The organism is Chryseobacterium endophyticum, from assembly GCF_056333165.1.
Genome location: NZ_JBWGXE010000010.1, coordinates 80,402 through 106,627, shown reverse-complemented (window position 1 = coordinate 106,627; position 26,226 = coordinate 80,402). Strand labels below are relative to the sequence as shown.

General features: G+C 37.5%; 27 protein-coding genes and 1 tRNA gene. 11 read left to right on the top strand and 17 right to left on the bottom strand.

Annotated features, from left to right (window positions below; translation table 11 throughout):
- Window positions 1-561 precede the first annotated feature (561 nt).
- The 3 genes from AC0N32_RS18475 (at window position 562) to AC0N32_RS18465 (ending at window position 3,108) form a co-directional block, all read left to right on the top strand.
- Window positions 562-1,449 carry a hypothetical protein gene (locus AC0N32_RS18475; protein ID WP_476395316.1) on the top strand — a complete coding sequence of 296 codons (888 nt, stop codon included), beginning with the start codon at window positions 562-564 and terminating at the stop codon, window positions 1,447-1,449.
- Window positions 1,450-1,554: 105 nt separating this feature from the next.
- Window positions 1,555-1,938 carry a T9SS type A sorting domain-containing protein gene (locus tag AC0N32_RS18470; protein WP_476395315.1) on the top strand — a complete coding sequence of 128 codons (384 nt, stop codon included), beginning with the start codon at window positions 1,555-1,557 and terminating at the stop codon, window positions 1,936-1,938.
- A 72-nt stretch (window positions 1,939-2,010) separates the two neighbouring features.
- Window positions 2,011-3,108 carry a hypothetical protein gene (locus AC0N32_RS18465; RefSeq protein WP_476395314.1) on the top strand — a complete coding sequence of 366 codons (1,098 nt, stop codon included), beginning with the start codon at window positions 2,011-2,013 and terminating at the stop codon, window positions 3,106-3,108.
- 77 nt (window positions 3,109-3,185) lie between these two features.
- Here the strand turns inward: AC0N32_RS18465 and AC0N32_RS18460 are convergent.
- From AC0N32_RS18460 to AC0N32_RS18410, 11 genes are all read right to left on the bottom strand, one after another.
- Window positions 3,186-3,261 (bottom strand) — tRNA-His (locus AC0N32_RS18460).
- Between the two features lie 35 nt (window positions 3,262-3,296).
- Window positions 3,297-4,016, bottom strand: a complete 720-nt coding sequence (bshB1, locus tag AC0N32_RS18455; RefSeq protein WP_476395313.1) for a bacillithiol biosynthesis deacetylase BshB1 — start codon at window positions 4,014-4,016, stop codon at window positions 3,297-3,299.
- An 81-nt stretch (window positions 4,017-4,097) separates the two neighbouring features.
- A complete protein-coding gene (locus AC0N32_RS18450; protein WP_476395312.1) occupies window positions 4,098-5,747 on the bottom strand; it encodes a tetratricopeptide repeat protein in 1,650 nt (549 codons plus the stop codon).
- Window positions 5,748-5,844: 97 nt separating this feature from the next.
- Window positions 5,845-6,717: a PstS family phosphate ABC transporter substrate-binding protein gene (locus AC0N32_RS18445; protein WP_476395311.1), complete on the bottom strand. Its 873-nt coding sequence runs from the start codon at window positions 6,715-6,717 to the stop codon at window positions 5,845-5,847.
- Complete coding sequence (locus tag AC0N32_RS18440) at window positions 6,707-6,904, bottom strand: C4-dicarboxylate ABC transporter (RefSeq protein WP_476395310.1); 198 nt, start codon at window positions 6,902-6,904, stop codon at window positions 6,707-6,709. The genes AC0N32_RS18445 and AC0N32_RS18440 overlap by 11 nt, the downstream gene beginning before the upstream one ends.
- 72 nt (window positions 6,905-6,976) lie before the next feature.
- Window positions 6,977-7,819: an energy transducer TonB gene (locus AC0N32_RS18435; RefSeq protein ID WP_476395309.1), complete on the bottom strand. Its 843-nt coding sequence runs from the start codon at window positions 7,817-7,819 to the stop codon at window positions 6,977-6,979.
- Window positions 7,820-7,843: 24 nt separating this feature from the next.
- Window positions 7,844-8,416 carry an ExbD/TolR family protein gene (locus tag AC0N32_RS18430; protein ID WP_476395308.1) on the bottom strand — a complete coding sequence of 191 codons (573 nt, stop codon included), beginning with the start codon at window positions 8,414-8,416 and terminating at the stop codon, window positions 7,844-7,846.
- A gap of 12 nt (window positions 8,417-8,428) precedes the next feature.
- Entirely contained in the window at window positions 8,429-9,037 is a 609-nt protein-coding gene (locus tag AC0N32_RS18425) for an ExbD/TolR family protein (RefSeq protein ID WP_476395307.1), read from the bottom strand.
- A gap of 61 nt (window positions 9,038-9,098) precedes the next feature.
- Window positions 9,099-9,962, bottom strand: coding sequence for a MotA/TolQ/ExbB proton channel family protein (locus AC0N32_RS18420; protein ID WP_248388582.1), 864 nt, complete (start codon window positions 9,960-9,962; stop codon window positions 9,099-9,101).
- A gap of 240 nt (window positions 9,963-10,202) precedes the next feature.
- A complete protein-coding gene (gene leuS / locus AC0N32_RS18415) occupies window positions 10,203-13,475 on the bottom strand; it encodes a leucine--tRNA ligase (RefSeq protein WP_476395306.1) in 3,273 nt (1,090 codons plus the stop codon).
- A gap of 187 nt (window positions 13,476-13,662) precedes the next feature.
- Window positions 13,663-14,136 carry a lipocalin family protein gene (locus AC0N32_RS18410; RefSeq protein WP_476395305.1) on the bottom strand — a complete coding sequence of 158 codons (474 nt, stop codon included), beginning with the start codon at window positions 14,134-14,136 and terminating at the stop codon, window positions 13,663-13,665.
- Window positions 14,137-14,331: 195 nt separating this feature from the next.
- Here AC0N32_RS18410 and AC0N32_RS18405 point away from each other — a divergent pair, with 195 nt between their 5' ends.
- Genes AC0N32_RS18405 through AC0N32_RS18395 form a run of 3 tightly spaced genes read left to right on the top strand, consistent with a single transcriptional unit; the run spans window position 14,332 to window position 16,715 of the window.
- The gene (locus AC0N32_RS18405) at window positions 14,332-15,309 is read left to right on the top strand and encodes an acyltransferase family protein (RefSeq protein ID WP_476395304.1); all 978 of its coding nucleotides are present in this window, start codon (window positions 14,332-14,334) and stop codon (window positions 15,307-15,309) included.
- 11 nt (window positions 15,310-15,320) lie between these two features.
- Window positions 15,321-16,079, top strand: a complete 759-nt coding sequence (locus tag AC0N32_RS18400) for a glycosyltransferase family 2 protein (RefSeq protein ID WP_476395303.1) — start codon at window positions 15,321-15,323, stop codon at window positions 16,077-16,079.
- Between the two features lie 9 nt (window positions 16,080-16,088).
- Window positions 16,089-16,715, top strand: a complete 627-nt coding sequence (locus AC0N32_RS18395; RefSeq protein ID WP_476395302.1) for a deoxyuridine 5'-triphosphate nucleotidohydrolase — start codon at window positions 16,089-16,091, stop codon at window positions 16,713-16,715.
- Here AC0N32_RS18395 and AC0N32_RS18390 read toward each other — a convergent pair.
- From AC0N32_RS18390 to AC0N32_RS18370, 5 genes are all read right to left on the bottom strand, one after another.
- Window positions 16,707-17,936 carry a 3-deoxy-D-manno-octulosonic acid transferase gene (locus tag AC0N32_RS18390; RefSeq protein WP_476395301.1) on the bottom strand — a complete coding sequence of 410 codons (1,230 nt, stop codon included), beginning with the start codon at window positions 17,934-17,936 and terminating at the stop codon, window positions 16,707-16,709. The two genes, AC0N32_RS18395 and AC0N32_RS18390, sit on opposite strands and share 9 nt — an antisense overlap.
- A gap of 12 nt (window positions 17,937-17,948) precedes the next feature.
- Complete coding sequence (locus AC0N32_RS18385; protein WP_476395300.1) at window positions 17,949-18,287, bottom strand: cupin domain-containing protein; 339 nt, start codon at window positions 18,285-18,287, stop codon at window positions 17,949-17,951.
- Window positions 18,284-18,751, bottom strand: coding sequence for a DUF1648 domain-containing protein (locus tag AC0N32_RS18380; RefSeq protein WP_476395299.1), 468 nt, complete (start codon window positions 18,749-18,751; stop codon window positions 18,284-18,286). Before AC0N32_RS18380 ends, AC0N32_RS18385 begins: the two co-directional genes overlap by 4 nt.
- Before the next feature lie 18 nt (window positions 18,752-18,769).
- Window positions 18,770-19,486, bottom strand: a complete 717-nt coding sequence (locus AC0N32_RS18375; RefSeq protein WP_476395298.1) for a C40 family peptidase — start codon at window positions 19,484-19,486, stop codon at window positions 18,770-18,772.
- An 83-nt stretch (window positions 19,487-19,569) separates the two neighbouring features.
- Window positions 19,570-20,217 (bottom strand): O-methyltransferase, encoded by a 648-nt coding sequence (locus AC0N32_RS18370; protein WP_476395297.1) that lies wholly within the window; start codon window positions 20,215-20,217, stop codon window positions 19,570-19,572.
- A 166-nt stretch (window positions 20,218-20,383) separates the two neighbouring features.
- Between AC0N32_RS18370 and AC0N32_RS18365 the strand changes: the two genes are divergently transcribed.
- Entirely contained in the window at window positions 20,384-20,539 is a 156-nt protein-coding gene (locus tag AC0N32_RS18365; RefSeq protein ID WP_476395296.1) for a hypothetical protein, read from the top strand.
- Window positions 20,540-20,597: 58 nt separating this feature from the next.
- Here AC0N32_RS18365 and AC0N32_RS18360 read toward each other — a convergent pair whose 3' ends face one another.
- Window positions 20,598-21,431, bottom strand: coding sequence for an OmpA family protein (locus AC0N32_RS18360; RefSeq protein WP_476395295.1), 834 nt, complete (start codon window positions 21,429-21,431; stop codon window positions 20,598-20,600).
- Window positions 21,432-21,516: 85 nt separating this feature from the next.
- Here AC0N32_RS18360 and tilS point away from each other — a divergent pair, with 85 nt between their 5' ends.
- The 4 genes from tilS to AC0N32_RS18340 all read left to right on the top strand — a co-directional run bounded on the left by tilS (window position 21,517) and on the right by AC0N32_RS18340 (window position 26,226).
- A complete protein-coding gene (tilS, locus tag AC0N32_RS18355; RefSeq protein ID WP_476395294.1) occupies window positions 21,517-22,857 on the top strand; it encodes a tRNA lysidine(34) synthetase TilS in 1,341 nt (446 codons plus the stop codon).
- On the top strand, window positions 22,847-24,910 hold the full coding sequence (locus tag AC0N32_RS18350) for a protein-disulfide reductase DsbD family protein (RefSeq protein WP_476395293.1): 2,064 nt from the start codon (window positions 22,847-22,849) through the stop codon (window positions 24,908-24,910). Before tilS ends, AC0N32_RS18350 begins: the two co-directional genes overlap by 11 nt.
- A 210-nt stretch (window positions 24,911-25,120) precedes the next feature.
- On the top strand, window positions 25,121-25,648 hold the full coding sequence (locus AC0N32_RS18345; protein WP_476395292.1) for a biopolymer transporter ExbD: 528 nt from the start codon (window positions 25,121-25,123) through the stop codon (window positions 25,646-25,648).
- Window positions 25,649-25,710: 62 nt separating this feature from the next.
- Complete coding sequence (locus AC0N32_RS18340; RefSeq protein WP_476395291.1) at window positions 25,711-26,226, top strand: hypothetical protein; 516 nt, start codon at window positions 25,711-25,713, stop codon at window positions 26,224-26,226.

Genomic DNA, 26,226 nt, shown 5'->3' with positions numbered 1-26,226 from the left:
TTTCTTTTGAAATCGCCAAAATTTTATCTGATTAAAGTAGTAATCAAATAAGGTTGTCGATTGCACCATCAACATCTTTAAGAAATATTAAAGGATTTTAATGAGACTTTATCTGTCGAAAACAATTTCATTTTGACGAATTCTTTGTAGAATAGAATACAGTGTAGTGTAATTCATGATTTAATTTAGTTTTATTTCGGATAAGACAACATTAGCAATGATTTGTTATGTTGTTGACTGCAAAAATATAATTTTCCTGTGGACTTTCAAAAGGTTGACGAAAATTAGTAGACCGCACTCATTCTATAGATTTGATAAACTGGAGTAAAAGGATATTTTAATTTAAATTACCTTTTATTTTTGTTAAATATTTTGCTATTCTGAAAAAAATTTAATATCATCGTAAATTAAAAACAAACACCCAACCCATTGAAAATGAAAAATTTAAACCAAAAAAAAACTAATTACAGCAGAATAACAACTTAAACAAACAATAGCATTAATACAATCAACCATAACAAAAATTCCATGAAATAATTTTAACCTTATAAATATAAATACATGAAAAAAAAATTATCCCTTTTTATTCTGGCATCTGCATTCTGCTTTGCCCAAAATTCTCTAATGGTATCTCCTCAGACAGGAAATATGATTACTTCCGGAACCATTACAAATTTTAAACTTATCAGTGATGGCAGCAGTGTCGCACTGGTCGCAACCCATAATGCCAGCGGAAAAGTATTTATTGTTGATGTGAATGACAATAATCCAGCAGATAAAGCGGCTAATACTATTGCCACAACTTCCGGTAATGTAAAGACAAGAATCGGAGCTGCCATCGGACAGACCGTTACTTCAATAAAAAATATTGAAGTGAATCCTATTACTAATTCTGTTTATATCATGGCAATGGTAAATACAACCCCTTATTTTGTGAAACTGACAAATGCAGGAAATACGATCACTGCATTGAATTTTAATACAATGCCATATTGTACGTTAAACTTTACGAATGCAAATTGCGCCTTTCAGGATATAGCCTGGGGAGGCAACAGGCTTTTTGTTTCCAGTAATCATAATACGTTAAGAGGTGAGGTTGGGTATATCTCAGCACCTTTTACCCATAATACAACGATTACAAAGAGGTCTACTACGATGTTTAAATCCAATTGGGCCAATAACTATTATACATCCGCACCATTAGAAAATCTTAATTATTTAAAAATTAATAATGTAGAATATTTATGTGGTACGACAACCTGCGCGCCGGGCTTTTCGGAACCCGTATCTTCATTGGTCGGCAACTCCGGTCTATTTACGGTAAGAGAATCCTTTAATGTAGTTTCTGATTATTCTATCAAAACAATCGCAATTAATAACGGAATGGAAGCATATTTACTGGATCTTCATAATAATACAACATCTAATACCATTTACAGAATCGGGTAAAGATTTCTTGACGGCACCCCTTTTACAAACAATACTTATAACAGCAATGCTGTTGAGCTGAGAGATCCTATTGGTAATATCAACTCAAATCTAACCACTGAAGAGATGACGAGTTTCGCCGGTAATTTTTCTTCCATGGCTTATTATTCACCATGTGAGATTATGACCCTGTCTGCAGACTATCAGACATTAGGAAAACTCAGTGTCTGTACAGCCGCCTTAAATGTAGATGAGCAAAATGCTAAAAGTATCAAATTCGAGCTTTCTCCAAATCCGGCATCGGATGTACTGCATATTTATTATGATGATCAATTGTATAGAAATACAGAAGCTTCACTATACAGTTATGACGGAAAACTGATTAAAAAACAAATCATCGATTCAAATAACAGGATAATCCCAATTTCAGATTTACAATCTGGAAATTACCTGCTAAAAATCAGCAACAATGGAAGAGATGTTGGTTCTAAATCTTTCATAAAAAAATAACAACAAAAACCTTCTAAAGTTAGTGTGCGGATCAAAAGTCCGCACATTATTCTTTAATGTAAAATTTTACCGATGAAAGAAATAACTAAAATTAATTTAATGTGTCTTCTTGTATTCTTCTTTATCTTATTATACAGCCACGGCTGTTCGCAACAAATTTTTATTGATGCTAAAAAGCCCTATAAACCGTTGTTTAAAGTTTTTCCCGTTTATAGAGATGACAGGCAGCCATCAGACATTTTAAAAATTTTTATGATTCAGGAAGGGAAGGAATCTGAAACACCACTTCTGGGAAATTATTCTGTAACAGAAGACACTTTATTTTTTGAACCTCAGTTTGAACTGGGTGACGGACTTGCGTTTAGTGCTCACTTTTATAATAAAAATGATACCGTAAAAAGTTTCTACAAAACTCCATCCATCAGTCTTAACATCAACAAAGAGGTTGTAATAAAAGATATCTTTCCAAGAAGTCATGAAATTCCAAAGAATATACTAACTCTCTATGTTGAATTTTCAGAACCTATGATGGAGGATGAAGCTGCTTTCAGGTTTATCAATTTGTATAATGAAAATGATGAAATACTTCCTAATGTCTGGCTTAATAAAAGCCGATGGGTCAATAATAAAATTTTAATGCTGATGATACATCCCGGAAGAGTAAAAAGCGGAATATCCTATTATGACAATTTGGGTGACATTTTTGATGTAGGAAAAAAGTATTATCTGGAGATCACAGATAAAGTAAAACCATTATACAAAAACGCAAAAGTAAAGCCTTTTATCAAAGAATTCAAAATTATTGAAGCTGAAACAAGCTGCCCAAAAATCCTAAGCAATAAAATCAATAAACTCAAAAAAAATACCAGAGAAAAACTCAAAATCGTATTCAGCAGGACCATGGACCTTTATTCGATCCTTGGCGGAATTTCTGTAAGCACATACAAAACAAATCTGAATATTGAAGGAGAACTGGTCCCAGGAAAAGATGACACGGAATGGTATTTTGTACCGGATAAACCATGGCAAGAGGAAAAATACACTTTAATTTTCAGCACCTATGTTTCCGATCCTTCCGGCAATGGACTTATAAAGCCATTTGAAACGCGTAACATCAAGAAAATTTACTCCAAAGAAATTGTTAAAAGGATAAATTTTAAAACGAATTAAGGACAAATGAAATTCACCACCATAAGAAACAGCCCATAAAAAATCCCGCTTAAAAAATAAGCGGGATCCCTAATTTTGGGTGAATGATGGGTCTCGAACCCACGACCTTCGGAACCACAATCCGACGCTCTAACCAACTGAGCTACAATCACCGTTTTGTGAGTGCAAATATAGGAAAGATTTTTTAACTACCAAACAATTCCGTCAAAATTTTTCAGCGCCATTAACTTCTCAGACGTAAATCCCTCAGCATAAGTCACTCCGGATAATCGCCCTAAATCCTGAGCACGGTACGTTAAACTTTCAAAAAAGTCTTTTGACGTAATCGGCGTTTCCGGTTCTTTCGAGGCAGGATCATAGAATTGAGTTTTAAAAGCCATGCACGCTGCAATTTTTTTATCCAGGTGTTCACTGATATCAATAACAAATTCAGGTTCTATATTTTTCCATTGTATGTAGTGAAAAACATGCTTTGGCCGCCAGATGTCCTGGTTTTCACCTTCGAGAACCGTTTCAATTTTCCTTAGCCCTGCTAAAAAGCACGCATCAGATACTAATTTCGCACCTTTTGCATGATCCGGATGTCTGTCATCAATTGCATTGGCTAAAACAATTTCCGGGCGGTATTTGCGGATCATTTTTACAATCCTCATCTGATACTCCTCAGAGTTTTCAAGAAAACCATCTTTCATGGCTAAATTTTCTCTTGCTGCCACACCGAGAATCTTAGCAGAATCGGCAGCCTCGGACTTTCTTGTTTCTTCAGTTCCTCTTGTGCCCAGCTCCCCGCGTGTAAGATCAACAATGGCACAAACTTTTCCTTCATAGACCATTTTCGCTATCGTTCCGCCGCATCCAAGCTCAACATCATCAGGATGAGCACCAAAAGCTAATATATCTGTTTTCATACCTTCAAAGATAAGATTTAAAAGAAAAACTTCCCAAACATAATGTCCGGGAAGTTGTATACTTATAATTTAAAATTTAAATTATTTATTAATTTCAGCGTTAAGCTTAACAGCATCCTGATAAGTAGGATCCAGCTGCAATGATTTCGCAACATAATCCTTCGCTTTAGCCATATCAGCATCTTTGCTTAAATAGGCCACCGCAAAATATGCGTATGCAAGTGTTTGCTTGTTAGCTTCTTTTTCTTCAGGTTTTACCGTATTGATGAATTTCTCATAAGCAACTTTTGCCGCATCATTGTTTCCAGCCTGCTGATAAGAATATCCTAAGCTGTAATAGCCTGGCGCCCAGTCAGGAAGAAGTGTATTCATTTTCTGCCATGTCTGGATAGCTCCGTTCCAGTTTTTTGCTTCCTGGTAAGCAGTAGCCAATTTAAACAAAGAATCGGTATCCTGAGCATTTGCTGCTACTTTCTGTTTCAAACCTTCGATAACAGGATTCGTAGGTCCCGCGTCTACATCAGCCTGAGAAGCACCTCCGCCTGAGATTTTAGCCAATTCCATATCCCATTTCATGGTTTCATCTTTAGCAGCCTTGGCAATAGCAATTTTCTGTTGTGCTTCGGTAGTCAATGCTGTCTTTTTAGCAGAATCTGTTTCTGTTTTAGCTAATCCGGCAGCAATAAGACCTTGTAATCCCTGGTCTGCAGGCTGTACTCGGGATTTTTCTGCCTGTGAAACAAAATTATCCATATTCTGCTTTGCTTCAGCATATTTACCGTCAGCATATAACTGGTAAGCTCTTAATTTGAACTTAATCGGATCATTTATTTTATCAAAAATCTTATCCAGGACCTGCTTAGAGTTTGCATAATCTTCATTGGTGAAATAAAGTTTAGCAATTTCCAATTGAGTATATGGATCCTCATCCGCATATTTGGTATAATTGATAAGGTCCTGAGTCGCTTTTGCATTTTGCTGATAACGGATGTCATAAGCAGCTAAAGCTTTGTAAGCAGGAGCATAGGTAGGGTCTGTAGCAATAGCTTTATCGATGCTTGTTTTAGCCTGTTGCCATTGTTGTGCCGCCATCCATAAAGTTCCTATTCTTGTATAAACAGATGCCTTGTTTTTGGCTAAAGGAAGCGCCTTGTCGTAAGCACTCATTGCTTCACCAGGCATTCTTTTCAACCGGTAAGCATCTCCCAAAGTATAATAGTAATGTGCTGGAACTTCTTTCTTCGAAGCTCTTTCAATGGCTTTATTCAAATACTGGATTGCTAAGTCGGGAGAGTTATTCTTTTCAAATAAAGTTAATGCTTCTGCTGCTCTGAACAATACTTCGGCATCTTTCTCTCTTGAATCAGAAACAATACTCTGGATTTCGGTAACTGCATTTTTATCTCCTTTTCCAAGCTTTACAGTAGCCAGACCGATCTTATTTAAATAACTTTTCTTATCCGCAGCCAGGCCTTTGTTGAAATTTTCCGTAGCGGCTGCATAATCAGGTTCTCCCTGCTTTAAATAAGTATTTCCTAAGTAAAAATAATTCTCAGCTGTCGGAGCTGAAGAAATCATATTCGTAAAATTAGTTTTTGCCTGGGCAAATTTGTCACTGTCCATACTGTTGATTCCATCCTGTACGGTTTGCGCAAACGCAAAATTGGTAAAAAATACCACTGCTGCTCCAAAAGCAATCTTCTTTACATTCAAATTCATTATATCTCTCATTTTATATTTTCTAAAACTAAATTTCAGTTTAAATTCTCCACAATTTTCAGACCAAAATAATGATTTATTTTTTGTCAACATCTTAATTTAATATATTTTAACGCATTTGTACTTCTCTTCTATACAGATTGTACGGCTGCAAACCTTCCTTCTGAACGATCATCTGTCCCAGCTGTGTGCAGGAATATCTTATAAAGCCATTGGCTATATTGAAATTTCCTTCATTTGTTAAAAAATACAAAACCCTGGTGAAGGGATAGTTCATTTTGCGCAGGTTTTCAGAATCAGTGGTATACATTTTCCCATTACTTTCCACAGAAAGTATTTTCACCATATTTCTTAATTCTTCAGATTCTTTGTCGTAAGGTCTGCTGAATGTGTTAAGACCAATAACGCCAATTTTTTCAGGATATTTCTTTAATTCTTCAATAATATTTTTGTTCCCGGGAATAATTGAAAATTTCAGATCTTTAGGCTGTTTCTTCAGTTTTTGGGCAACAAAATTCAGGTTGCTGGAGTTTACTCCGTCGAATATGAAATTCTTTTCCTCAGACCGCATTACCTGCTCTATTTCTTCCATGGAAATACTTTCTTTCGGAGAATCTTTCGGAACGACAAAGATAACGGCATCGGCAGCGAATCTTGCCGGCAGAAATTTGAGTTCTACATGTTCTTCATAGGTTTTGATTTCCTCGGGAGACAGATCTCTTGACATTACAATAATTCTGGCTTTGTCTTTTAGAAGATCCAGGAAACCGAGATCTTCCTTTTTTGTCACAACTTTAATCCTGGTTTCAGGATAGTTGATCATATACCCTTCTGCCAGAGCCTCTGTCACACTTTTAAAGGACTCGTCCGTAAGAATTGTCATTTCACCTTTATGATAAGAAGGGGATTTTTCTTCTTTATTACAGGCAACTGCTATTATACTGAGCAAAAACAGCATGACAGCTTTAAAACTATTTCTCATCGCCTGAATTTTTAATTTTTGAAACCGCTCTGTATATTCTGAAAATACCGTACAGGATAAGCAGGCCGCCCAACGCATAGGCTACCCCGGGTTCCAAAACGGTAAAGAAGAATTTGTAAAGAATCACTACGATTCCCAAAACGATATAGAATAATCCCGTAACAAGGGATAACCAATTGAACATCATGTAACAAAAATACCAAAAAAAATAAAAAGAGAAGCATAAGCTTCTCTTTTTTAATTATTATTTAAAGATAAATTATCCTTCAAAATTCATAGTCAGAGGCAATCTGAATCTATAACGTACAGACTGGCCGTTGATTTTCGCAGGAGTCCATTTATTTTTAATAGATTTAATTGTTCTGATCGCTTCAGCATTGAAGTCTGAATTACCTCCCGAAGCCTTCACGTCGGTGATGCTTCCATCTCTTTCAACTACGAAAGTTACTTCAGCTTTTACCGTACCTTCATCTCCGTTCATCGCAGAACCGTCAAAGTTACTGGATACTTTATTTCTGAAAGCATTGATTCCTCCAGGGAATTCTGCTGTCTGCTCTACTTCCGTATAAACCTGGTTTTCGTTAACCTGAGGTTTAACTTCAGCTGTAGAAGTTCTGGTACCCGTTGATGGCGGTGGCGGTGGTGGCGTATAGGCCGGAGCTTTTACCCCTTCCTGATTCACCAAACCGGTTGTTGTTTCCAACTGCTTGGAAATCGGTGGCGGCGGCGTTTCAATTTTCGGAGCTTTTACAGGCTCAGGAACCACGTTTTGAATAATTTCAATTTTCTCCTCCTCTTTTGGTGGAGGTGGTGGAGGAGGTTCTTCTTCTTTCGGCTGCTCAATAATTTTATCTTCCTGAAGGATTTCCACTAAATCTGCCTTTACTTCTTGTTTAGGAGGTTCAGTTAATCTTTTAATGGTAAGATAAATAAAAGGAGACAATGCCGCAACAAGGAATACTGCTGTTCCAACGATGAAAGATTTTGTCAGAAGCCTAGGATACTGATGTCTTAAATCGTATGCACCATATTCTTTGTTTCTATTTTCAAATACGATCTCATCTAAAGTAAGATTCGGCTCGTATACATTTTCATTTGCCATAGATATACAATTTTATGGTTTAAATTACTTAGTAGCCGGTGCTGCTGCAGCTCCGGAATTCCCAACTTTCTTATCATAAATAGCTTTCTCCCAAGGCTTAAGATCAGTAACACCGTACTGTTCGCTTTTGGTGATCGCCATTTCATCAAGAATATCTACAAAGTTTTTATATACAGCATCGTCAGTCGGTTTGATAATCACGGTAAACTTGGATTTATCTGCCGCACTTGCTTTTGCCTGCTCAATCACTTTTCTGATTCCTTCTCTGTCGTAAGTGGTTTCGTTAAGATTCTGATCGGTTAAGGATGTATTATCCTGCTGATGCCAGAAGATCTTATTGTCTTTTCCCAATAACAAAGAAATGGAGTTAGAAAGTTTAATTTCTGTTGGAGGTGGTTTTTTAGTTTCATCTTTCGGTTTTGCCGGAAGACCCAAATCCATCACATTCGGTTTAGAGAATGTGGTTGTGAACATAAAGAAGGTAATCAATAGAAAACCCAAGTCCACCATCGGAGTCATATCGACTCTGGTACTCTGTTTCTTGGAACGTACCTTGCCGCCTTTGGCGCCCTTTTCCTGTACTTGTACTTCTGCCATTTCTAATCGATATTATTCGTTAGGTTTACCTTCTTGTGATGTAATCAACCAAAATTTAAGAAAATCGATATCTCTTAAACCTTCAAATAAGCTTTTTACTTTTGGATACTCTGTTGTAACGTCTCCTTTGATTGCCAATTTGTAATCAGGATTTACCGCTAAACTTTCTTTTACCCAGTCTACCAATTGCTTATTTGTACTATCCATAGGAATCCCTGTAGGACTCTTGAAATTCTTCTGCGCGTCATCTGGCAAATCGAGGTAGCTTTTCAGCTGGTTCATAGGAACGCCGATAGCCTGTACTTTCTGGAATGCAGCTTTTTCTTTATTGTCAAAAGTAACGCCGTACTTTTTACCCATATTGTCCAAAAGCTGTAATCTTTCTGATGCGTTTTCTACAGGCTGGAAATAGAATTTCCCGTCCGCAGTTGCGTTGATGGTCATCAAACTTGCATCAGGAAGTAACTTCTCTGATATTGAAGATGGCGGTTTAATCTGCTCCACGTCAGGTTTTTTAAACTGAGTGGTCAAGATAAAGAATGTAAGTAGGAGGAATGCAACGTCACACATTGCCGTCATATCCGTCACTACTCCATGTCTTTTTGGTTTGACTCTCGCCATTATTATTAATGATTTTTAATTAGACTTCTTTTTACTTAATGCAAATTCTTTGCTAAAATTCTTAGTTGAATTCAGCGAAAGACTGTTGGATACTCATAGCGATCTCGTCGATCTTGTAAGTTAATCCGTCGATTTTAGAAGTAAAGAAGTTATAAAGGATGATAGCGATTGCTGAAGTACCGATACCTAAAGCTGTGTTGATCAAGGCTTCAGAGATACCTGTAGAAAGTGCAGCCGCATCCGGAGTACCTCCTCCTGATCCTAATGCGAAGAACGCCTTGATCATCCCGATTACCGTACCTAAAAGTGCTACTAACGTTGCAACAGTACCTAAAGTAGAAAGGATCATCATGTTTTTCTCAAGCATTGGCATTTCAAGAGTTGTAGCTTCTTCGATGGCTTTGTTAAGCGCTACCATTTTCTGCTCTTTGTTTAATGTAGTATCATGAGATAAAGCTTTGTAAGTCGTAAGACCTTCTTTTACTACGTTACCAACAGAACCCTGTTGTCTGTCGCACTCTTCTAAAGCTTCATCAATTTTGTTTTGGTTTAGTAAACTTCTTACCTGAATTACGAAGTTATCCAAGTTTCCTTTTCCTGCAGCTCTTCCTAAAACCAAAGCTCTTTCAATTGAAAACACGATAACGGTTAACATGAAAGTAATCAAGATTGGTACGATAACCCCTCCTTTGTAGATAATTCCTAAGAAAGAATCTGGGTGAATGTCTTTTCCTTCAACATCTGAAAAAGCTACCGATCCTGCACCTAATTTGTCAGCATCTTTAAAATTTCCAGGGCTACCCAAAACGAATAAATAAATACAAATTCCTATAGCTAAGATAATAGGAATAATAACAGCTGGGTTTAAACCTCCCGCTTTTCTAGCAACTACTTGCTCATCATTTTTTGAAACATTCATTTCCATATTTAACTAAATTATATTGTTTTAAAATTTTACAGGGTGTAAATTAAAGGCAAAATTAATTAAAATCCAATAGTCTCAAATAAACATTTCTGTTTTTTTTGGCAATAAAATTTTAATACGATTTCGATATTATAATTATTTTCTCTTTTTTTGGCAATAATCGTTAAATTTAATCATTACGTTAAAAAATTAAAAAAATTAAGCCTTCATTTTTTTTAATTTGCCAATGTTAATTTTTATTTAAATTACAATGTTCACAATTCTTCCCGGTACCACAATGATTTTTTTCGGTGTTTTACCCTCCAAAAACTGCTGTACTTTTGCGTCCTGCAAGACCAGATCTTCTACTTCTTTTGCGGAAAGCTGGGCAGACAACGGCAATTTATGTTTCGTTTTTCCATTAATACTGATCGGATATTCGATCTCATCTTCTACCAGATAATCCTCGTTCAGAACAGGGAATTTTTCAAACTCAATAGAAGCGGTATGGCCCAGCAGACTCCAGAGCTCTTCACAGATGTGCGGCGCATAAGGAGAAATGATAACGGCCAAAGGCTCCAAAATATTGCGTTTGTTGCATTTTATTTTTTGCAATTCGTTTACAGCGATCATAAATGATGATACAGACGTATTGAAAGAGAAGTTTTCAATATCATAAACGACCTTCTTTATCAAAGTGTGCAAAATTTTATATTCCGCTTTTGTTGGCTCTTCATCTGACACTTCAAAAACTTCGCCATTGAAATATAAATTCCAGAATTTTTTAAGGAATCCATACACACCGCTTAGTCCCTGCGTGTTCCAAGGCTTGGATTGTTCCAGTGGCCCGAGGAACATTTCATACAATCTTAAACCGTCTGCTCCGTATTCTTCACAGATATCATCCGGGTTTACTACATTATGAGTTCTTTTAGACATTTTGTCGACTTCTCTTTCAACAATATATTTACCATCTTCAAGGATAAATTCAGCATCGTTAAATTCAGGTCGCCAGTTTCTTAAAGCTTCAACATCCAATTCATCATTCCCTTTTATCATTGAAATATCAACAGGTATCCTTTGTGTTGTATAATCTTTGGCCAAATTTTTCGAAACAATTTTATTAGTTCCGTCAATTCTAAAAATCAAAGCACTATATCCCAAAATCATCCCCTGATTGATCAGCTTCTGGAAAGGCTCATTATGGCTGATATATCCTCTATCTTTTAAAAACATATTCCAAAAACGGGAATACAGTAAGTGACCGGTTGCGTGCTCGCTTCCCCCGATATAAAGATCAACCTGTCCCCAGTAATCGGCAAGGTCTTTTTTAACAAAAACATTTTCGTCATGTGGATCCATGTATCGTAAGAAATACCATGAGCTTCCCGCCCAACCCGGCATTGTAGATAATTCTAAAGGGAAAACCGTTTCCTCGTCGATCAGATTTGTATCAACAACTTTTTGGTTTGCTTCGTCCCATGCAAAAGTTTTGGCATTACCCAACGGCGGATCTCCGTCTTCGGTTGGTAAGTATTTTTCAACTTCAGGAAGTTCCAGAGGCAATGCGGAAACCGGCAAGGTGTAAGGCATTCCATCCTTATAATATATAGGAACCGGCTCACCCCAATATCTTTGTCTGGAGAAAATCGCGTCACGCTGCCTGTAATTGGTGGTTCCGTGCCCGATTCCTCTTTTTTCAATCGCAGAAATAATCAGAGCTTTTGCTTCGTCATATTTCAAGCCGTTTAGAAAATCAGAATTTACACATACCGAATCTTTAGAATCAAAAGATTTTTCCTGAATGTCTTCGTCGGTTTCTACAACCTTTTTTATCTGTAAATTAAATTTCTTTGCAAATCTGTGGTCACGCTCATCATGCGCTGGAACGGCCATAACAGCCCCCGTCCCATAGCCCATCAAAACATAATCTGAAATGTAGACCGGCATTTTTTCATTGCTGAACGGATTGATCGCGTAACTTCCCGTAAAAGCTCCTGAAACGTTCTTCACATCTGCCATGCGATCTCTTTCCGTTTTTTTGGAAGTTTCTTCGATGTATGCATCAACTTCGGCTTTTTGTTCTGGTGTGGTAATTGTTTCCACCAAAGGATTTTCCGGCGCTAATACCATGAACGTGGCTCCAAAAATCGTATCAGGTCTTGTGGTAAACACCTCAATCCTCTCCCTAAATCCCTCTCCCGAGGAGAGGGACTTTTTAGATTCTGAAAATTGTTGATTATTTTCTTCTAATTTTCGCTTTATCTGTTCTACAACATCCTCTATATTATTAAGAACTTCTTCATTTGAAAATCGCAAAACTTCGTAGCCAAAAGAGTTAAGATATTGAGTTCTTATATTATCGTATTCAACCTGCTGTTCTTCAGAATGATAACCTCCGTCTACTTCAATTACCAATTTATTTTCAAGACTAACAAAATCAACAATGTAGTCTTTTATTAAGTGCTGTCTTCTAAATTTACTTTCGAGCTTTCTATTTCTAAGCATTTGCCAAAGCGTATCTTCGCCCTCCGTTGCTTCGTGGCGCATATTTTTAGCATGCTGTAACAAAATTTTAGAATTTTGACCTCCCGTTAAATAACCCGGCTTTTTATTTTCCAGGCTGTCAGCTCCCTCTCCTTTGGAGAGGGTTGGGGTGAGGATTTCAAAACTCACCTGTGCTCCCTGCGACTTTCCGATCCAGTATTCCTGGGAATCTTTCAATGGCTGTGGCCAGTCGAGACTTTTCAATCCCTGAAGCAATCTTTCAGAATAGGCAGAAATCCTCATGCTCCACTGCATCATTTTCTTTTGAAAAACAGGATAGCCTCCTCTTTCGGATTTCCCGTCTTTTACCTCATCATTCGCGAGTACGGTTCCTAATGCCGGACACCAGTTTACGGTTGTTTCTGCCCTGTAGGCGAGGCGATAGTTTAAAAGGATATCTTCTTTATCGATCTCAGAAGCAGCATTCCATTCTTCTGCGGTGAAGTGCAGTTCATCATTCTGGTTGGCATTTAAGCCTTCTGTTCCTATCTCTCCAAAACGTTTAATCAAAGTAGAAATCGGTTCTGCCTGGTCTGTATCTTTATTATACCACGAATGGAACAATTCAATAAAAATCCATTGGGTCCATTTATAATAAGAAGGATCGGAAGTTCTCACCTCACGGCTCCAGTCGAAGGAGAAACCTATTTTTCTAAGCTGCTCTTCGTATCTTGTGATATTCTGTTCAGTCGTTACGGCAGGATGCTGGCCGGTCTGGATAGCATACTGCTCAGCAGGAAGTCCGAAGCTGTCGTAGCCTACCGGATGCAGCACATTGAATCCCTGGTGTCTTTTGTATCTCGCATAAATATCAGATGCAATATATCCCAGAGGATGCCCCACATGAAGGCCGGCTCCGGAGGGATACGGAAACATATCGAGTACGTAAAATTTAGGTTTTTCGGTGCTGTCGGAAGTTTTATAGGTTTGATTTTCTTCCCAGTATTTCTGCCACTTTTTTTCTATCTGCTGATGATCGTAAAACACGTGTATATGTAGATGTTAGATGTTAGACTTTAGATATTAGATTAAAATTTATTTTTGCTCTAAAATTCATGTTTCACAAAAATACTAATTTTAGTAGAAATAGAATTTAAATTTGAATTAAATAAACAAAAACAAAAATCCCATCCGGAGATGAGATCTTAAGTTTTCAATAAGAAGAAAACCTTTACTATTGAGGAATTCTTTTTAAAGTATACGTTTTTGACTGGTATTCGGTAGGATCTGAAGTGTCTTCGATTTTAATGTTCAGGGTTGTGTCATTAAGGGTGATCACACTTCCTTTGTCGGCTTCCACGATTCCCTGGTATTTGATCTGAATAGCCTTAGTATCTTTGTCGTAGGTATAGCTGAAGGTTCTGTCGAAAACCGGCTGGCAGGTTCCCGGTGATGTTCCTTCTCCGTTATCCGTTCTTTTTCCTGCACCTGCCGCAGCAAATACCCATCTTGATGTTTTCTGGCAATTCGAATCGAAAGTAATGGCGTCCGAAACAGGATCATCTCCTATAGGTACAGTGGTAACAACCACTTTCATAGGCTGCCATGTCCCTACAATCGGATATTCCATTGGCGTCTCGTCGTCGTTATTACATCCGGTCGCTGCAAATAATGATAGACCTGCAAAGAGTAATGCTAATTTCTTCATGTATCAAATTTTTCAAGCGCTAAAATTATAATTTTTTTGATTTATTTAATAATTTTTTGCAAGAAATTATTATAAACTTACATATTTCCAAAAATAGTAAGGTGAAAACGAGGTAATGCAGTGGTTTTAATAAAAATATTTAAAAGATATCATTACTGTATTCCTGAAAAAGCTATTTTTGCAAAAACAACACAAATGGTAGATATTAAGAAAAATAATTTTGATTTCATCCGTGTTCTGCTTGCCTTTATTGTCTTCCTTGGCCATCTTGGGACTTTAAGTGCTTCCGAAGAGCTGAAATTCTTACAGTACAGCCCGATAGAGATCGCCGTTTTCGGTTTTTTCGTCGTGAGTGGTTTTCTTATCGCCAGAAGCTATGAAAGATCCTCAGGTTTAAAAAGTTATTTACAAAAACGCTTACGGAGAATTGTTCCGGCCTATCTGCTGGTGGTTTTTCTCTCCGCGGGTTTATTGAGCCTGGTAAGCATTTATTCATTCAAAGAATACTTCAGCAATCCACAGGTTTACAAATATCTTTTCTGGAACGGTCTCTTTCTGAACTTTAAAGCGCCATGGCTGCCGGGAGTCTTTGGGAATCAGGCTATAAATGGTGCCCTCTGGACATTGAAAATAGAAATGTCATACTACTTCTGTGTTCCGCTGCTATTTTTACTCTTTAGAAAAAATAATAAATACATGAACATCAGCCTGATAGTCATTTATTTTCTATCACTAATCTATCTTAATTATTTTGAATCTCTCAATCAGACTTCAACCGCAAAACAGCTTCCGGGCGCGCTTTCCTATTTTATTCCCGGAATGCTTATTTATTTTAACTTTAATCTTTTCATCAGATATAAAAATGCACTTTTTATCGTCGCCATAAGTACAGTCTGGATGGATCTGATTTTTAACATGATTCTGTTTTCGCCGGTGATGATCGGCATTATTGTTCTGTATATCGCTTATTCTTTTAAATTCTTAAATAATTTCGGGAAATACGGAGATTTCACCTATGGAATTTATATCTTCCATTTCCCCATCATCCGTGTTTTTACGACCCTGGGGCTTTTCCGGGATTACAATCCTTACATTATGGCTTTGCTCTGCATGCTTATTGTAGCTTTAGTAGGGATTTGTTCATGGTATTTTTTCGAGAAAAAATTTTTATAAAACAAACACAAATGAATGATCTTGTTTCCATTATTACTCCTTCATATAATTCTGCGGAATATATTGAAGAAACAGTACAGTGCGTGCTTGACCAGACCTACAAGAATTGGGAATGGCTGATCACAGATGATCTTTCCAGTGATCATACCGTGGAGATTTTACAGCAATATCCGGATCCGAGAATAAAGATTCAGGTCCTTGAACACAATGGCGGAGCGGGAAATGCCCGTAATAAAAGTCTTGAAAGAGCTAAGGGACGCTATATTGCCTTTCTGGACTCCGACGATGTATGGCATCCTGAATATCTCGAAACGATGGTTGCTTATATGAAAGAACATAAGGCAGAACTGGTCTACTGCAATTATTCGCGGTGTGATGAGCATACGATGCAGCCGGTACTTAAAGATTTTGAGGCTGATGCCATTGTTACTTTTTCAAATTTACTAAAGACCTGCAGGCTGGCGCCGGTTTCTACAATGTACGATACAAAGAGAGTCGGCAAATTTTTCTTTCCTGTAAAAAGCAAACGCGAAGACCACGTCATGTGGCTGAACCTGCTGAAGAAAATCCCTGAAGGTTATCCCGTAAAAAAAACACTTGCCCGGTATAGGATGCGCGAAAACAGCGTTTCACGAAAGAAGAAAAATATCATCAGGGATCAATATCTTGTATACAAAGACTTTATGGGATTTTCCACGGTGAAGTCATTGTATTATACCGCAAATTGGGCATTCAACGGATTTTTAAAATATTCGAAATTTTTTAATTAATTTTAAAAAATGGAATATTCAAAAGAATTTAAAGCCGCTATAAGCAATTTTTCATCCATAGAGAAAGACCGGCTGATCTTCAGGTTGTTAAAGAAAGACCGGCTTTTATCTGAAAAATTATACTTCGAACTTATTGATCCTGAAACCACAGACAACAAAAGGGACGCCATGGAGGAAATTGTGGCAGAAAGAGTGGTAATGGCTTCAAAATACATCAGCAATCAAAAATATTTCCTGAGTACAATCCGGAAGATCAGTGCGGAAATCACGGAACATGTTAAAATAACGACCGATAAGTTCGGAGAAGTTTCGCTCAATCTGCTGTTGATCAATAAAATCCTTGATTACAATGAAGATCTCGGCAGGCAGAGGTTTGATAATGTCTATAAACTTTATCTCTACCTCATCAATAAAACAGTGAAAGCTTTATTGCTCACCAAAAAACTGGATGCAGACTACTGGATGGAAATCGATGAATATCTTGACGAATTGAATGGGAAAATTCATCAGAACCACTATCTTTCAAAACTATTTATCAATAACGGGATCGATTTCAATTGGCTTACAAGTGACAAAATTCCCGAAAACTTCGATCAGATCATTAAGGAAATAAAAAACCAGGGATTTTTACGATAATATTTTACTGATAATCAAATCAGTGGAATTGGGTTTTTCAGTGATAAACTTCCGCGCGTTCTGTGACATCATCCCGAGTGTTTCCTCGTTATTGATCAGGAACATCACAAAATCTGCGGCAAGACCGGCGGTTTCAAAAGATTTACCCCCATCTGCAAGGATCAGTTCATCAGCTTCGGGATTTTTCCGGTAGTGGTTTCCAAAAATGACGGGAACGCCAAAAGTTGCGGCTTCCAGAATATTGTGGAGTCCGGCACTGTGAAAACCGCCTCCCACTACGGCAATATCTGCATAAGAATAAAGCCTTGACAGTAATCCAATGCTGTCAATAATCAAAACCCTTGACCGGAAATCCTGAGTAGATTCTGTAATTTCACTATAAAGCATAGCACCTGGAAAAATCTGTTGTAAGTGCTGAACCCTTTTAAGGTCGTGCGGAGCCAGGATAAGCTTTGCGTAAGGACTTCCCTGTAAAACTTCCTCGGCTATTTTTTCTTCCGCCTGCCATGAGCTTCCAAAAACGACAGCCTTGTCCCGGCCGATAAAATTTTTAATAAATTCTATATGATTATTTTGAGCGTGCAGCTGTTTCACCCTGTCAAACCTGGTATCTCCGGTTACGGAAGACCTGGTAAGGCTTACGCTTTTGGCAAGCGCAAAAGACATATCGGTCTGATGAAAAAACCAGTCGATATTTTGTTGCAGCTGTTTTACAAACCATTTGCCGTAAGAGGTAAAAAATGACTGTCTTTCATAGAACAATGCTGAAATGACATACGTTTTTACGTTTTTCTGTTTTAGTGCTTGGAGGAGATTGTACCAATAATCATATTTTACCGTAAAAAAGATATCGACATTCATACTGGAAACAAAATCCGTAATATGAGACTTTTTATCAAATGGAAGGTAGCAGATTACGTCTGCCATATTTTTTTTCTTTACAACATTTTCATATCCTGAAGGCGAAAAAAAAGTAACAAGGACTTTATGACCGGATAACCTTTCCTTTAGTTTTTCCAGCACCGGAAGCCCCTGCTCATATTCCCCAAGGCTGGCTGCATGCATCCAGATTACCTTATCAGAGTTTGAAAATGCAGTCCTTATTTTTTGCAAAGATTCTTTCCTGCCGAGAATTCCTTTTTTCGCTTTATCATTAAATAAAGAAAAAACCTTCATTCCGAAGATCAGCAGATTTATAAATAGGTTGTAGAAAAAAGTCATCTTAAGTACGTTTTAAACTTCCGTTCTATCGTTATTCGTCGAAGGATTTGAAATGACTAAAAATTCCAGATCATTCTCAGATTCATTAGAAATATAATGTTTTGATTTTGGTGAAATAGAAATACTTTCACCTGCTTTCACAGAAAATTTTTCATCGTTGATATAGAAAACCGCCTTTCCTTTCAAAATGTAAAAAAACTGTTCCGCATGATGATGAAAATGGAGCTTTTCGGCAGTCCGTGAAGGCATTATTTCCTGCTTAACGGAAAGATTTTCAGAATCCTTCAGAACCCAGCTGTCACAGCCGTTTCCCCAAATATAATCTTCAGCGTTATTTTTAGACTTAATCATTTGAAAATACCTACAAAAATGAATAAAACAATTAAACTTCCGATTATTGAAAACAGCGTGACTGAAAAAGCCACTCTCGGTTTTGCCATACCATTCAGTGAAGATCGAAACATATGATCCTGTCCGTTGAAAAAAATCAGGGTGATCAAAAGAAAAAGCCAGCGTATGAAAATTCCCATGATCAGGAATTGAGTGTTCTCGTTTTTTTCGGTAATTGGTACGGGATAATTGGATGATTCCGGACTTCTGACAATCAATGCAAATAAAAAATATAAAACCGTCAGCACGGCCGGCATCAGGTAAAAAAATTTTTTGTTTCCGAAATTATCGGCCTTTCCGTCAAAATCAAAATGAATGGGAATGGTTTCCGGCAACGCTTTGTAATGCTTTATGGTAAACCCCCATAGAAATACGAGGAGCCCGAAATTTAAAATATCAAAAATCAAAAGAAGGATATTTTCCATTCAAATTAATTTTAAAATTTACAATATACTTTTAATCACTCTCAGCTTGTGAGTATGTTTGTTCATTTCTTTGTTAAAAATCCCGGTCGAATCGAGCGTATCGATACGCACTTTACCGGAAGCATGAATGATTTTCTGGTTCTCCAGCATGATCCCGACATGAATGATTTTACCTTCAGGATTTTCAAAAAACGCAAGATCGCCAGGCTGGCTTTCTTCAACAAAAGTTAAAGATTCTCCGACCTCTACCTGCTGTGAGGTATCGCGTGGTAATTTTATATTGTGAACTTTGTACACCAGCTGCGTAAACCCGGAGCAATCTACCGCGAAGAAACTTTTTCCACCCCATAGATAGGGAACATTGAGAAACTCTTTTGCCGTTAATGCAATGCTTTCCCGTACGTCATGGCTTCTTCTCGAGGCCACCACCGGAAATTCGACTTCGGATCCCATAGAAAGGAGCGTTTTTCCGTCATGCATGAGTACAGAAGAAAAGTCTTCCGTTACCACTGTGACTTTACGTCTGGCAAGCTCTTCTCCGGTCACCGGCTTCAGCTGTTTGGTATCCATCCAGCCTTCGTAGCCATCGTAATGCATCTTTATTTTGGTCCAGTTCTTATTTACTTCAAGAATATCGGCACCTTCACCGAACAGGATTTCTGTGACAATTTCCGCTTTGTCAGAGTTTTCTGCCCGTACCGGCGCTACCGTAACAATACAAATTCCTTTATCCATTTGTTTCCATTAACGATTGAATGATTTAAAGATAAAAATCAGACTGCTTTATCTTTTACTATTTAATTTTAAACCTTTTACTTTTATTTTCTTCTGAGAAAATTTACCCCGTCGCGCAAAGGTAAAATAAGATTTTCAAAGTCATCATCCGCAGCAATTAAATCATTTAATTCCTTAATAACCTGTGTAGATTTCTGCTTTGGGTTTTCTTCCAGCACTTTACCGTACCAGAGAACGTTATCGAACATGACAACAGATCCGGATTTCGTGCGCGGTTTAATGAGTCTGAAATATTCTGCATAATTTTCTTTGTCTGCATCAATAAAAACAAGGTCAAAGACTTCGTCGGTCTCTTTCAAAAATTCCTTCGCATCCCTGAGTTTAAAATCGATCTGAGAAGAATGTGCGCTTTCTGCAAAATATTTCCGAGGTAAATAGGCCAGATCTTCATTTACATCAAGCGTCGTTATTTTACCATTTTCAGGAAGCCCTTCTGCCAGGCAAAGCGTTGCATACCCCGTGAAGGTACCGATCTCCAGGATGTTTTCAGGTTTGATCATTTGGGAAATCATCGTTAATAACCTTCCCTGCTGGTAGCCTGAAATCATGTGTGGCTGGGTCGTTTTCTGGTAAGTTTCTCTTCTCAACTTTTTCAGGATTTCCGGTTCTCTGGAAGCATGGGTTTCCAGGTATCTGTCCATTTCCGGATTCTTTTCTTCAAAAAAGCTCATTCTACAAATTTTGTTGATTCAAATTTACTTAAATATAAGCAAAAAGCGTAAAGAATAAGAAATATTCTGGTCCTGTAAAACCGGTAGAAAAATTACCGTGAAAATACGGATGTTGCGGTCGGCAGAATAGCTATACATTTGGATCAGGGTAAAAACACTAATTAAAATGGATGCAGGAGAAAAACAAATTAATCAAGAGAAAAAAAAGAGAAGCACACGATCTGAAGAGAGAACAGCGCCTCCGAAAAAAACTAAGCCGGAAACGTCCAATTCATTTTTGCAGCGAATTATTTCCTTATTGAAAAAAGAAGAATTAATTTGATTAAAAATAAATCCCGAATTTCTTCGGGATTTATTGTATTGATTGAATGTTGTTCTAATTATTTTTTCGGCGTAATATCCATTAATTTCATAAATTCATCAAGCTTCGGCATGATGATGATTTCCGTTCTTCTGTTTTCAGCTCTTCCGGAAACGCTCATGTTGGTGGCTTTAGGATTGTATTCAGATCGTCCTCCGGCAGTGATTCTTGCAGGATCTACACCAAATTGGGTCTGTAAAACCTTCGCAACAGAAGTTCCTCTAAGCGCAGAAAGATCCCAGTTGTCTCTTGGCAGGTTTGTAGAGTTCAAAGGAGCATTATCGGTGTTCCCTTCGATCAGTACAGAATATTTGTCGTAGTCATTGATTACTTTAGCTACTTTTCCCAATACTTCCTGTGCTGCAGGCAATATATTATAATCTCCTGTTTTATACAACATTTTATCTGAAAGTGAGATCATTACCACACCTTTAAGAACTTTCACCTGAACATCGTCGTCTGCTACATTATCCAATGATCTTTTAAGCTTGTTTGATAAAGCAAGGTTCAGGCTGTCGTTTTTAGCATTGCTTGAAATCAACTGCTTGATATAAGAATTTGAAGCGTTGATCTCCCCTACTAACTTATCAATATTGGCCGAGCTTTTTCCTGTATTGGAAAGACATGCATCCAATGATGACTTCAAAGCATCATGCTGGCTTTTCAATAAGTTATTTTCGCTTGTCAAAGCAGAGTTCTGAGACTTCAGATCCTGAATTTCTCTTTGTCTTTCACCTACGTTTTCAATACATTGTTTGTAATTTGAGCTCAGTGCATCATACTGTTTTTTGCTGATACAAGATGTCATTCCCAACACCATTGCAGATACTGCTAAGATTTTAAAAATTTTCATAAATAATCATTTTTAGACGACCAAAGGTAGCAAAATTCATTTTAATTATATCGATTATCTTTGCACAAAGAAATTCTCAGCATACATGTTGGAAACCACCTCCTTTAAAAATCAGTTACAGAATCTGGTACCCTCGCCTTTCAGCCGGAGCTACCTTCTTGCGGTGAGCGGCGGCGCAGATTCTATGGTTTTAGCGCATCTTTTTAAAAATTCGGGACTGTCATTTCAGGTTGCCCATATTAATTACAAGCTGCGTGGCAACGATTCTGATCTCGATCAAAAAACAGTAGAGGATTTCTGCAGAAAAAATGATATTAAATTTCATCTCTACGAAGTCTCCGACAACGACCAAAAACCGGAAAATTCCATTCAGCTTTGGGCAAGGGAATTGAGGTATGCTTTTTTTAACCAGATCCGGAAAAAGGAAAAACTGGATTTTTTAGTGACCGCCCATCATCTTAATGACCAGCTCGAAACATTCATTATCAATCTTTCAAAAGCTGCCGGCATCAATGGCTTAAGCGGAATCCCTGCTCATGACAACCAAATTTTACGGCCTTTGCTCGATTTTACAAAAGAAGAGATTTATGCTTTTGCCCAAAAGAGCGGTATTGAATTCCGGGAAGATCTCTCCAATCGGAAAAATGATTATTTAAGAAATAAAATACGGAATGAAATCGTTCCGCAATTGACACAGACCAATGATCATTTCCTTGAAAACTTTAAAAAAAGTTCACGGTACCTTAACCAGACAAAAGATTTTGTACAGCAACAGATCCGCGAAATCGAAAACCGCATTGCAATATTTAACCCATCCCACAAAATCTTTTCAAAAGAACAACTTGGGCGGGAAAGTGATTTTGTGAAGTTTGAAATTTTAAAAAAATACGGCTTTAACCGGGAGGAAGGAATTCCTAAAATCTTCAAGGCTGAAAACGGCAGTTCATTTTTTTCCAAAGAATATCAGTTGATGGTAAATTATGACGAATTGGTTTTAACGGAATTAAAGGCACAAACGGGAAAACCAGGCACAAACCATTCTGAAGAGATTCTTTTGATAGAAAAATTTGAATTTTCTGAAAACCAAATGACCATTAATCTCGAAAATATAATTGAAATCGAATCAATCAATAAAAGTCTTGAATGGACTTTTGATGCCCAAAAACTAAGGTTTCCGCTGCGATTGAGAAGGGCGGAGAACGGTGATGAATTTCATCCGTCCGGATTTTCAGGGAAAAAGAAAGTTTCTAAGTTTTTTAGGGACGAAAAAATATCTATTTTAGCGAGGCAAAAAATCTGGATCCTTACCGACCGTGAAAATTCCGTACTCGGGATTATTCCTTTCAGACAGGACCGGAGAAATGCGGGGAATGAGAACTCCGGATATATTCTCAAAATTTTAATAAGAAGTAAAAATGAAATTTAGAAACTGGTTTTTATTGGTTCTGCTGTTTTTGGCAACCGGAATCAATGCACAAATCAAAAATCCTGTAAAATTTAAATTTACAATCAACGAATTAGGCGACAATCAATATGAAGCCGTGCTGAATGCGACCATGGAAAGCGGTTGGCACATTTATTCCAAAGACATTCCGGAAGACACAGGAATTCCGACCGAATATAAAGTTTCGGGGAAAAATATTGAACTGATCGGTAAATTCACGGAAGTCGGTAAAAAACACGAAGAATTTTCTGAAGCTTTTGGCGGAAAGATTATTTTTTATTCCAATTCTGCTGGCTTTAAACAAAAATTCAAATTAAAAGACGCCACAAAACCGGGCGATGTTGTAGCAGAAATCACTTACCAGACCTGTGATGACAGGGTTTGCCTTGCGCCCAATACGTTGGAATTCAACAAACAGGTTACCCCAAAAGGCACTTCTCAAGAAACGGCAGCTCCCACCACGGAACCGGAAAAAGATTCTGCAAAAATGGAAACGGTAGTCGAAAACCCGGCTAAAGGCACCATAACGGTAACAGAAACCTCCAAACTGGATCCTAAACAGCTGAAAATAGAATCGATTGATTTTCAAAAACCATTAACCGATTGCGGAACAGCAACGGCAAAAGTAGACGAAAATTACTGGACCTATCTTTTCCTTGGTTTTATCGGAGGACTTATTGCTTTGCTTACACCCTGTGTTTTCCCAATGATTCCTTTGACGGTTTCTTTCTTCACGAAAGGCAGCATGAACAAAGCGAAAGGAAAAAGAGATGCTTTCATATACGGATTTTTCATCCTGTTGATCTTTGTTCTCTTAAGTGTTCCTTTTCACATTATCGACGGGATTGCCGGTAATATTTTCAACGAAATATCTACCAGCGTATGGCTGAATATCGCATTCTTCATCATCTTTATTTTCTTTGCAGGAAGCTTCTTCGGGTACTATGACATTACCCTGCCGAGCTCCATTGCCAACAAATCTTCGAAGGCGGAAGAAGCAGGAGGAATAATCGGAATTTTCTTCATGGCTTTGACACTGGTAATTGTTTCGTTCTCATGTACAGGTCCTATTTTAGGAAGCTTATTGGGAAGCGCTGTGACCGGTTCGGCTAATGTTCCTATGTTGTTGACCTTTGCTTTGGCAGGATTCGGACTGGCCTGGGCGATCATTTTCGGATTGCTGGCATTATTCCCGCAGGCATTGCAAAGCCTTCCTAAATCGGGAGGTTGGATGAATACGGTAAAAGTTGTTTTAGGTTTTGTAGAACTGGCTTTAGCACTGAAATTTTTATCCAAGGCAGACCTCGTTTCTAAAACATTCTTATTAAAAAGAGAATTGTTCATTGTGATCTGGGTTCTTGTGGCGCTTGGATTAGCTTTATATTTATTTGGCGTGATAAAGTTCCCGCACGACGATAAAAAACCTAAGATCTCCGCTACCCGAAAAATTCTTGGTATGCTGGGACTGGGATTTGTCATTTATCTCGTACAGGGATTAATTCCTTCCGATCGTCCGAAACTTCAGCTGTTGAGCGGAATTTTACCTCCGTTGAACGTAAGCTATTTCCACGACGAAAAAGACGGTATTCTGGGAATGCATCCGGAACATGATTTCTTTAAAGCAGTGGAACTTGCCAAAAAAGAAAACAAGCCTATATTGATCGACTTTACAGGATACGGCTGCGAAAACTGTAGAAAAATGGAGGAATTTGTATGGAGCGAAAGTGATATTCTTCCGATTCTTCAGAATGATGTTGTATTGGCTTCTTTATATGTAGATGATAAAGAAGAATTGCCTGAAGACCAGAAAACAAAGATCGATCTTGGGGACGGACAGGTAAAGAAAGTGAAAACAATCGGTGACCGATGGAGCTTATTCCAACAGGTTAATTTCAATAATAACTCACAGCCGCATTACGTTCTGGTAACGCCGGACGGAAAAGTGATCAACACACCGGTTTCGGGATACATGCCTAAGGGAGACTTTAAAAAATTCCTGGAATGTGGTGTAAACTATTTCAAAAAGAATAAATAATTTTATCTAAAATATTCATAAAGCCTTTTCTGTAACGAAAGGGCTTTTTTTATGGTATTGATTCATAGCAAAATAGAAATGATCTTATTCAGATAATAACAAAACAGCAATTAAAATATGAATTAGGTATATATTTTGTATTCATTTTTAAAAATAAGTACAAAATCGACACCTTATTTTAAAACTGTTTAACATTTAAAACTATTAATCATGGCTGAAGTAATTGCACAAGAAAAGCAGGGAGGAAGCAAACAAAGAAAAAAAATGATCAGAGTAGATATGACTCCGATGGTTGATCTGGGATTTTTGCTCATTACATTCTTTATGTTTACCACAAATTTCACAAAACCTAATGTGATGGATCTGGGATTACCGGCGAAAGATCCGAACCCAATTCCACAACCGACACCCCCAATTGATGTTAATAATCAAATTACATTTATTTTAGGTAAAGACAACCGTGTATTTTACCATCAGAGCACGAAGGAAGATTTAAGTAAAACCAATTTAAAGGAAACGGATTTCAACGGGCTGAATATTACCAGAATTATTTCCGAAGCTTATTACAAGGCGCCTAAGAAGGAAAATTTCACGATCATTATCGAACCGACCGACGATGCCAATTATAAGAACTTCGTTGATGTTCTGGATAATATTGCCATTTCCAAGAAAGAACGTTACGGCGTTACCGACGTTAAACCGTGGGAAAAGAAAGTTTACGAAGAATTAACCCAATAAAGATCAAAGGGCATTTTCAAAATGCTCTTTTTTTATTTACTTTTGAGTTATAATTTTATTCAATGAAAAACTTTTTGACCGTATTCGCCTTTACCGCTTTACTTATTTCATGTTCTAAAAAAGAAACATCATCTGCAACAAATTCAAATCAGGCAGACAGCACAAAGATCATTGACTCTATCAATGCCGCGAGAACCAAGATTAATGACAGCATAAAATCTAAAAACCGGTTCAGGGATTTTAGCGGAAAACATACCTTCACCCATAATTTAATTAATAAAAAAGGCTCTTTAAACTTTGAGAAAGTAGAAGGTGAAAGAGACCGTTATAAAGTTTCGGGAGAAATAAGATCCGGAAAAAATTATGTCACTATAGACGGCACTGCAAATGTGGTTTCGGACAATCATGTGAATTTCTCCGGAACACTGACGCAGAGTATTTCTGAGTACGATAACGGAAAACCTTACGTACGAAAAAAGCCCAAAACATTCATGTCTAAAGACGGCGGAAAAACATACAGGCTACAGGACATGGTAAATGGTTCGGGATTTGTTGATCATATCGATATCCATTTTTAA